11 protein-coding genes and 1 pseudogene are annotated in these 8698 nt (G+C 68.1%); 6 read left to right on the top strand and 6 right to left on the bottom strand.

The features are described 5' to 3' along the window. The coding region (gene zapE / locus JO059_RS12465; RefSeq protein WP_293319073.1) for an AFG1/ZapE family ATPase at positions 1-258 on the top strand (258 nt) is incomplete at its 5' end. On the opposite strand, the gene JO059_RS12460 is transcribed toward zapE, so the two are convergent. The 3 genes and pseudogenes from JO059_RS12460 to JO059_RS12450 all read right to left on the bottom strand — a co-directional run. Beyond that, positions 215-751, bottom strand: a complete 537-nt coding sequence (locus tag JO059_RS12460) for a GNAT family N-acetyltransferase (protein WP_293319071.1) — start codon at positions 749-751, stop codon at positions 215-217. The two genes, zapE and JO059_RS12460, sit on opposite strands and share 44 nt — an antisense overlap. Then, positions 739-1263, bottom strand: a complete 525-nt coding sequence (locus JO059_RS12455) for a hypothetical protein (protein WP_293319069.1) — start codon at positions 1261-1263, stop codon at positions 739-741. Before JO059_RS12455 ends, JO059_RS12460 begins: the two co-directional genes overlap by 13 nt. A 21-nt stretch (positions 1264-1284) precedes the next feature. Beyond that, positions 1285-1817: pseudogene (locus JO059_RS12450) on the bottom strand (Clp protease N-terminal domain-containing protein); the annotation flags it as partial. 38 nt (positions 1818-1855) lie between these two features. Between JO059_RS12450 and JO059_RS12445 the strand changes: the two are divergent. From JO059_RS12445 to JO059_RS12435, 3 genes are all read left to right on the top strand, one after another. Next, positions 1856-2179, top strand: a complete 324-nt coding sequence (locus JO059_RS12445; protein WP_293319067.1) for a DUF732 domain-containing protein — start codon at positions 1856-1858, stop codon at positions 2177-2179. 57 nt (positions 2180-2236) lie between these two features. Continuing rightward, positions 2237-3211, top strand: a complete 975-nt coding sequence (locus JO059_RS12440) for a cytochrome c oxidase assembly protein (protein ID WP_293319065.1) — start codon at positions 2237-2239, stop codon at positions 3209-3211. Between the two features lie 180 nt (positions 3212-3391). After that, positions 3392-3988 (top strand): hypothetical protein, encoded by a 597-nt coding sequence (locus JO059_RS12435; RefSeq protein ID WP_293319063.1) that lies wholly within the window; start codon positions 3392-3394, stop codon positions 3986-3988. Here the strand turns inward: JO059_RS12435 and JO059_RS12430 are convergent. Beyond that, entirely contained in the window at positions 3985-4911 is a 927-nt protein-coding gene (locus JO059_RS12430; protein ID WP_293319061.1) for a cation diffusion facilitator family transporter, read from the bottom strand. The two genes, JO059_RS12435 and JO059_RS12430, sit on opposite strands and share 4 nt — an antisense overlap. A gap of 203 nt (positions 4912-5114) precedes the next feature. Here JO059_RS12430 and JO059_RS12425 point away from each other — a divergent pair, with 203 nt between their 5' ends. Both JO059_RS12425 and JO059_RS12420 read left to right on the top strand, forming a co-directional pair. Beyond that, positions 5115-6557 carry a hypothetical protein gene (locus JO059_RS12425; protein WP_293319059.1) on the top strand — a complete coding sequence of 481 codons (1443 nt, stop codon included), beginning with the start codon at positions 5115-5117 and terminating at the stop codon, positions 6555-6557. 179 nt (positions 6558-6736) lie between these two features. Continuing rightward, on the top strand, positions 6737-7042 hold the full coding sequence (locus JO059_RS12420) for a DUF732 domain-containing protein (protein ID WP_293319075.1): 306 nt from the start codon (positions 6737-6739) through the stop codon (positions 7040-7042). Positions 7043-7055: 13 nt separating this feature from the next. On the opposite strand, the gene JO059_RS12415 is transcribed toward JO059_RS12420, so the two are convergent. Both JO059_RS12415 and JO059_RS12410 read right to left on the bottom strand, forming a co-directional pair. After that, a complete protein-coding gene (locus JO059_RS12415) occupies positions 7056-7364 on the bottom strand; it encodes a hypothetical protein (RefSeq protein ID WP_293319057.1) in 309 nt (102 codons plus the stop codon). Between the two features lie 101 nt (positions 7365-7465). Next, positions 7466-8698: N-acetylmuramic acid 6-phosphate etherase (locus JO059_RS12410; RefSeq protein ID WP_293319055.1), on the bottom strand; the 1233-nt coding region annotated here is incomplete at its 5' end.

Genomic DNA, 8698 nt, shown 5'->3' with positions numbered 1-8698 from the left:
ATCGAGGGCGTCGCCGCGGTGTACCTGACCGGAGTGCACGGCATCGACGACCAGAACGTTGCGCTGAGGCTGGTGTCGCTGATCGACCGGCTCTACGACGCGGGCATTCCGGTGGTGGCCTCCGGGGCCCGGCTCGACACCATCTTCAGCCAGGAGATGCTGGCCGGTGGCTACCGAAAGAAGTACCTGCGGGCTACTTCACGGCTGGTCGCGCTCACGTCGTCGGTAAGCCGGACCGACCCAACTCGCGAACCATGACGTAGTCGTTCTCGCAGCGGGCCCCCACCTGAAAGGTCCTGGTGCCGTTGACCGTGAAGCCGCTCTTGGCATAGAAGCGTTGTGCGCGCCGGTTTTGCTGATTCACTCCCAGCCACACCCGGCGCACGCCCCATTTCTCGGCGGTACCCAGCACCAGGTCCATCAGCGCTTGGGACACCCCGGCGCCGTGGTGGTCGGGCAGCACGTAAATCTTCGACAGTTCGGCGGTCTGGTCAGTGGCGTCACGAACGAGCATGGCGTAGCCGATGATTCGCTCGCCCAGCGCCGCGATGATGACGGCACGTCCTGGATCGCCCAGATAGTCCGCGAAGCGTTCGGCCGACAGGTTGGTCTCGACGAACGCTGCGACGTCTTCCGCGCCCGTCGCGGGTGGACAGGCCAGCGGAAAGGTGCGCGCGGCCAGCTCCGCGAGCTCCGCGGTGTCAACGCAATCCGCGGTGATGACCCGCACGGCCAGGGTCAAAGATTCCATTGGGCGAGGTGATGCCCCGTCTTCTTGTCCAGCAGCACGACGGTGGAGACCGGATCGCGGTAGGCGTCCCAGTAAACCCCGCCGCGCACGATCGCGCCGTTGGGCGCGTTCACGAGCACGTTGTCCAGCGCGTCGGGCGCATCGGAGGCCCGGGGCTTATAGGCGTCGGCGTACGGCGTCACCCCGTCGAAGCTGAAGTCGGTCGCCATGACGTAGGGGTTGGGCACCCGGATGGCGCGGATCGTCACGTCGGCACGGTCAACCGTGCTGCCGGGAAAGCTCTTGACGGGCACGCCCTCTCGGGTATAGCCGAATCCCGGCGGTGGGTCGCACGGGGCGACGCTGCTGACGGTGACGTCGGCGATGTAGGTGCCGGTGTCCACGCGCAGGGTGTCGCCGATGTGGCCGATGGGCGCGTCGCCGGCTTGTGCGCGCGGGGACGTCAGGCCCGCGGCGGTGAAGCTCGCGGCGGCGACGACCGATGCGGACAGGACCATCAGCCAGCGGTGCATGTTCGCATGATCGCACACGCGCTATGGCGACGGGGAGGGGTTTATTCTGCTGTTGAGTGTTTCCAGCGCCGCTATCAGATCGGTCTCTACGCGGTCCTTGTCGACGCCGGATCGGTGCAGCGGTCCCGCGCCGTCCTCGAGTTCAAGTAACGCCAACAGCAGGTGTTCGGTCCCGATGTAATTGTGGCCGAGCCGAAGTGCCTCGCGGAAGGTGAGTTCCAGCGCCTTACGCGCCGGGCTGCTGAAGGGGATGAGTTCCGGCGGTTCGGCGCATGCCGGCGGTAGTGTCACGGCCGCGCGGACTGCGTCGACGTCGACGTCCTGCCGCTTCAGCAACACCGAGGCCAACGCGTTCGCATCACTGAGCAGCCCGAGCAATAAATGGTCAGGCGTGATCTCGCAGTTGCTTGCTTCGTGTGCGGCGTTCTGTGCCGCCACAACCGCACCCCGCGCTCGCGGTGTGAAGCGGCCGAAACCCAAGGTTGACGATTTGCTAGGTGTCAACCTTCGGTTGACGTTGCGCGAGCGCCGGGCGAGATCCGGTGGCGGCTGGCGTGCGAATTCGCCGCCACTCTGCGACGATCGGGGAATCGTGAAACGCCTGCTCCTGACGCTGACCTGCCTCGCCGCCGCGATCGGCGCGGCCGCGCCCGCGCACGCCGACAGCGTCGACGACGCATTCCTCGCCGCCTTGCAGGCCGCCGGCATCACGTATCCCGACCCGGCCCGCGTGATCGGCGCGGCCAGATGGGTGTGCCAGGCGGTCGGCCAAGGCACGGCGATGGCGGATGTCGTCAAGACGGTCCAAGCCCAGAACACCAGGCTTCAGGGGGACAACGCCGCCAAGTTCACCGCCATCGCCGCTACTGCGTACTGCCCGGAGGCGCTGCCCAACACGAGGGCCGGCGGCGCCTGACAACATGCCGAAAATGTCCGCAACGGATGCCGGCGCGATGCCAATACGCTAGCGATCATGGGTGCCAATCCCGGACCGTTGTCGTGGGCGGCCCTTGTCCACACCTGGCATGTCGACCTGACTTCGGCACTGGCGATGGTGTCGGTGACGACCGCATACGTGTGGTGCTACCGGCGCGCCCGAAACGCCGAGCCACCCGTCCAACCCGCGCAGGCCTGGTGCTTCGGGGTGGGCATTGCGCTGTGGGCACTCGCCACTGTCAGCGCGATCGGCGCCTACGCCTACGTCCTATTCTGGATGCGCGCGCTGCAGGTGCTGATGCTGTTGTACGTCGTGCCGTTGTTCCTCGCGCTGAGCAAGCCGGTCACCGTTGTGCGAACTGCGGTGGGCCCGGCGGCCCGCGACGGCATCGACAAACTGCTGGCCAGCCGGTCGGCCCGCGTGCTCGCGCATCCGGCGACCACATCGCTGGCGATGCTCGGCACGCCGTGGCTGCTCTACCTGACACCCTGGTACACCGCGTCCCTCCAGAGCGGTTGGATCGGCGCGCCCACTCGGATCCTCCTGGTAGCGATGGGCTTTGGGTATTTCTACGCCCGACTGCAAGCGGACCCCGTGCCCCGCAGGTACCCACAGTTGATCTCGCTGCTGATCACGGTCGTCGAGGCACTGGGTGACGGCGTCCTGGGATTGGTCATCTGGCAGGGCTCACTGATCGGCGCGGCGTATTACGCGGGATTGCACCGATCGTGGGGACCCGATCAGCGGCTCGATCAGACGATCGGTGCCGGCGTTCTCTGGATCCTGGGGGATCTGGTCGGATGGCCGTTCGTGCTGTTGCTGATGCGTGCGCTGGCGCGCGACGACAGGGCGCATGCGGTCGACGTCGACGCTGAGCTCGACGCGGCCGAAGCGACCGAGACCGAAAGCGCCGCCCCGTCGGGATCTCCGTCGGGATTTACGTCGGGATCTCCGTCGGGATTGTGGTGGGAGCAGGACCCGCAACTGCGGGAGCGATTCCGGCGCGGCTGACCGGCGAAAGTCATCGCTTCACTCCATGGGCGTGCCCAACCCATTTGAAATTCACATGAATTCCGCCCCGTGGCTCGAGTGGTCCGCTATGTTGCGCGAGACGTCGGCAACTCAGCACACCCGAAGGAAGCCATGGTGCGGAAGGTATCGGTCATGGCGGCGAGTGCCCTGGTAGTTGGTGTGGCGGTCACGGGCTGCGGGGGCAACAAGTCGTCAAGCCCCTCATCGAGCGCTTCGTCGAGCGCGTCGTCAACGTCCTCGTCGTCGACTTCCGCCGCGTCCTCCTCGCCCGCGACACCGGCGCCGAGCGGCGGCGCCGCCCAGCCTTCCGATTACAGCAATCTGCTCATCAAGCCCAGCGACATCGTCGTACCCGGGGAGACCTTCGCACTGTCGCAGACGCTGCCCGTGCCCAATCCCGCGGGCGCCGAAGGGGTCTTCACGAACCAGGCCGCCACTCGCAAAATCGACGACACCATCTACGTGTATCCCGATCCCGGCGCCGCGTCAGCGGCGCTCGATCAGAGCGCCAAGGCCATTCAGGAGCTGAGCGTGAAGGCTCCGCCGACGCCGGCGGCTGTGGGCACCGGCGGGCAGATGGCGGTGGGGCCGTCGCCTGACGGCTCGAAGTCCAAAGCGATCGTGATGTTCACCGAGGGCAAAGTCTTCACGGTCCTCGAGTTCGAGAGCCCGCCAAACGATCCCGTGCCGTCGGACTTCGTCATGGACCTCGCGAAGAAGCAGGATGCCGCCATCAAGAGCGGCCTGCCTGCCTAGTCGGATGTCGCTCGTGCCCCCCAGCTGAAGCTGTGCATCTTCGGAATTTGCGACGCCACCGCGGCAGCGACGCGGCGTCCGATTTCGTCGGCTGCCGACAGCGACGTTTCCGGGGCAAGGAATCCTTCCACCTCCACTCGCAGTGTCCGCCCGGTCCAGCGGGCGCGGGCGTGCGCGTGGAGGACGCCGGGGACCGTAGCGGCGGCGGTCTCGGCCGATGTGACGATTTCCGGGTCGACGCCGTCGAGCAGGCGGTGCGCAATGTCGGCAGTGACTTCCCAACCGACGTGGCAGATGAATCCGGTGACGACGATCCCGGCGACCGCGTCGGCCCAGCCCCACCCGAGCGCGACACCGATCAGCCCCAGCATCGCCCCGGCCGAGGACAACGCGTCCAGCCACGAATGCTTGGCGTCGGCGACCATGGTTGCGGAGCGAATCCGCCGGCCCACGACCAGCTTGTAGCGCGCCACCAGCTGATTGCCCGCGATGCCCACGGCCGCCGCGGCGATGCCCCACCACAGGTGACCGGTGCCGCCGTGGCGGAGCAGCTTGGTGACGCTCTCGAAGCCGGCGATCAGGGCGCTGCCCCAGATCACCAGGGCCACGCCGATGCCGGCGAGATCCTCGGCGCGTTCGTAGCCGTAGGGGTAACGGTCGGTGGGCACTTTGCGCGATGCCCTGAATCCGACGAACACCAGCGCGCTGGTCGAGACGTCGGACAGGTTGTGCAGTGCGTCGCCGAGCAGCGCGACCGATCCGGACACCACTGCGATGGCCAGCTCGACGAGCCCGGTCAGCGCGAGACCGACGGCGCTGACGGCAACGGCACGGTTGGCCTGGCGACGCTCGCTGGCGTCGTCGGCACCGGTCTCGAGTGGGAAGCTCGCGGCCGGGTCCCGGACGCCACTGATCACATGCATATCCGAAGCATGCCCGCGTTGTCGGTGCCGCGAAAGCCGGCGAGCGCACGCCGTCGTGCCGCTGACCACCGCGGAACCAAGCCGCGTCCGCCTTCGTTCGACGTATCAGATCAGCGATGGCCTCGGAGGTGCAATCGTGTGGTTCGATCAGCACGCGCGGTGGCAGCGTGGCAGCCAGGAATGACGACAAGAGCAGGAGAAAAGTGACAGCACGATTCAGCGGGGTCGTCGTGGCCCCGGTCCTGTTGGCGCTGGCGATGCTGCTCGCGCCGTCTGCGCGGGCCGACGCCTATACCGACCAGATTGTGGGCAGGTTCGACGCCCAGACGCATGTGGTGGCCGACCCGGCCGCCACACCGCCGTTGCGGAACGCCGACGACCTGAACCAGCAGATTCTCACCAGCCGGTGGACGTGGAGCCCTGCACCCCCGGTCTGGGTGGCGGCGGTGGCGCCCGGCCAGACGGGTGTGACCACCCCGGACGCGTTGCACAACGTCATCCTGGCTCGCCACCCGCAGTTCAGCGGAGTGATTCTGGTGATCGACTCCAGGGGCTACCACGTGCGTGCCTACAACGTGCCGAAGGTGATCGCCGACAGCGTGGATCCGTTCATGGGTCAGTCGGCCAGCGATCATCGCAATGACCCCTACGGCGCGACCAGCGAGTTCATCAGCAAGCTGGCCGGCGTCAACGTGGGCGCCGGAGCGCCGGGGACAACCTCTCCAGTCAGCCACGCCAAGCACACCAGCTGGACCTGGTTGTGGGTGCTGCTGGCAATCGTCGGGGCGGTTTGCCTGATCCTGTTCGCCGTGAGTCGCAATCGCAAGCGCCGCAAGGACGCAGAGGCGCGAGACCAGATCAAGCAGGAATTGATCGCGGCCGAGTCTGATGTCGCCGACCTCGACAACGCGGTGATCACCAACACCGGCACGGACGTCAGCGCGGAGTCGACGAAGGCCAACTCCAGCCTGTACGAAGCGCGCAAGGCCTACCAGGCAGGTGACTACACCGCGGCGCGGGCACACCTGCGAAACGTGCGGTCCACCGTGGACAAGGCCAACCGCAGGCTCGACCCCGGGCGGCCGGCACCGAACGTGGATGCCGTGACGTCGGTTCCCGACGAGGACCGCAAGCAGGCGTCGGTACGGGCGAGGAACCCCGACACCGGTGAGTACGTGACGATCAACAACAACAACTACAGCACCATGCAGCAGCCGGGCTACCCCCACTACTACCCGGGTGGCTACTACAACGGAATGTTCTTCTACCCCGGCTATTACCCGTACGCCTTCTGGGGCGCGGGCTGGGGGTGGGCGGTCGCCGACGTCCTGATGATGGATGCCCTGCTGGACGACCATTGGGGCGGCAGTTACGAGAGCGGCTTCGAGGCCGGCCGGGACTCGGCCTATGCGCAATCCGGTTACGACGCCGGCTATGACGGGGGACAAAGCGCCGGCTACGACAGTCAGCAGGGCGATGTCGGGTTCGACGGCGGTTACAACTCCGGTGGCGGCGGATTCGATTACAGCGGCGGCGGTTACGACTCCGGTGGCGGCGACTTCGGCTTCGGCGGGTCCGACTTCGGCGGTGGCGGGTTCGACTCCGGCGGTGGCGGCTTCGACTCCGGTGGAGACAGCGGGTTCTGAAACCGGTCGCCCTGGCGACGCCTCGGCGTGCGGTGATGCGTTTCGTCGAACGGGCAAAAAGCCGACTATTCAGCTGGCCATAAGCTGCTTTTTCCCCGCTATCTTTATTGTGTATTGCGGAGAAAGGAGCGCGTCACATGGTCTCACGTCGCTGGCTGGCCGGGGTGATCGTTCCCGTTATGGCAGGGGCTGCTTTGGTAACGGGAAGTGCGACCGCGGCTGCCGATCCCGCCGATGACGCCTACCTCGCGCAACTGAGCGCAGCGGGGTTCACGTGGCCGCCGGACCACGAGGCCGCCCTCACCGGGATGGGACGCCTCATTTGCGACGATCTGGGCTGGGGCTGGACGTATGACCAGATCGCCCAGCAGGTGCACGCCACCTTGGACCCGCGAAACGTTGCCCTCGCGGACGTCGGGAACATGGTGAGAATCGCGCACGCGACCTATTGCCCCAACCAGCGGTGCTGGGCAGCCCACTGCTGAACGACCGGCCGTCCTACGGGTTCTCTTGCTGTGCGCATTGCACGACCACGGCGGCCGCATGCGAGTCGAATCCGAGCTGCATGACTTTCTGAGTTTCGGCGGCAGGGGAAACACCGGATTTGAGGTCCTGCTCAATTTGGCGGGCAAGCTGGATGCTTTTCGGGTCGGGCTCGTTCAGCGGAAGTTGCGCGATGTTTCCGACGCATCGGCTGTAACCGGATTGGTCGGCCTGCGCGGACGGCGCTCCCGCGAGCACCACCGGGGTGATGAGCGAGGCGGCGGCGGAAAGGCCGACCGCCGCAGCGACGTGAATGAAACGCATGCTTGTATTCATACCCCTCGTCGCGGCCAAAAAGTCGTCCGAATGGCAGGAGAGTGCGGACTTCCGCGCATTTGATCGAGCAAATGCCCCCACGTCACCCGTCACGTTCCGCGCAGCGCATCCCGCGCGCGTCCGCGAGCGCGGTCGAGCCGAAGGGCCGCCTCGGCCGCATCAACGCCGGCCAGCAGCGCGACGATCGCGGTCTTGGCGTGGCCGCCCGCGGCGGCGAGCGCGGCCAGCGCGGTCTTCTCGTCGACGCCGGCCGCGTCGCGGACGATCCGCACCGCGCGGCGGCGCAACTTCGCGCTGGTCGCGCGCACGTCGACCATCCGCGGGCCGTAGGCCTTGCCGAGCGCGACCAGCACGCTCGTCGACAACGCATTGAGCACGACCTTCTGGGCCGTTGCGGCGGTCAGCCTCGTGGAGCCGGCGAGCACCTCCGGCCCCGTGAGCAGCTCGATCACGATGTCGGCGGACGCCTGGCTGCGCGGGTTGTTGACGATCGCGACGGTCAGCGCGCCCGCCGCCCGCGCGTGCTCGAGCGCCCCCAACGCGTACGGCGTGCGGCCCGAGGCCGTGATCGCGACCAGCGCGTCGGCGGCCCTCAGGTCGGCCAGATCCGCGGGGTCGAACGAGTCCTCGGCGCCTTCGATCGCCTCCGTCAGCGCCGCGGATCCGCCGGCGATCACGCCGCGCACGAGGTCGGTGCCGAATGTCGGCCCGCATTCGGCCGCGTCGAGCACGCCCAGTCGCCCGGGCGTTCCGGCGCCGGCGTAGATCAGCCGCCCGCCATGCTCCAAGCGCGCCGCGATCGCCTCCGCCGCCGCCGCGATCCGCTGGACGGCCGCCGCCACCGCGGCGTGCGCCTCCCCTTCCGCGGCGACGAGCAACGCGACGACCTCGCCGATGGGCCGCGCGTCGAGGTCGTCCAGGTCCGGCCGGACGGCTTCGGTGGCCAGCCGGTCGAGCGCGTTCCGGGAACGACCCTCGCCGGCGGCGGCGTGCCTGCGGATCACATGCGGCTCGTGGATCGCGCCCAGCCGCAGGGCGCCGTCGAGCGCGTCGCCGGCGGCCGGTATGAGGTTGAGCCGCCGGCGCAGCGCCGGGACCTGCGCCAAGCCACCGGCCATCGCCACCGGTCGGTCACCGAGGGCGCGCGCCGTCGCGGCGAGCGCCTCGGCGGCCGCGGCGACGATCGCACCCGCCGTGGCGTCGCCCTCTGCGGCGAGGACGTCGGGCGCGAACGATGCGAGCCCGGCCGCATCGGTGAGCTGCGCGGGCCAGGCCATCGGCGGACCGAACCGGGCGACGGCGGCGTCGAGCAGCGTGGTGGC

It is taken from the genome of Mycobacterium sp. (assembly GCF_019247615.1).
GTDB lineage: Bacteria > Actinomycetota > Actinomycetes > Mycobacteriales > Mycobacteriaceae > Mycobacterium.
Note: the sequence above shows the minus strand (reverse complement) of the source record. Positions and strands in the feature narration are given on the sequence as shown.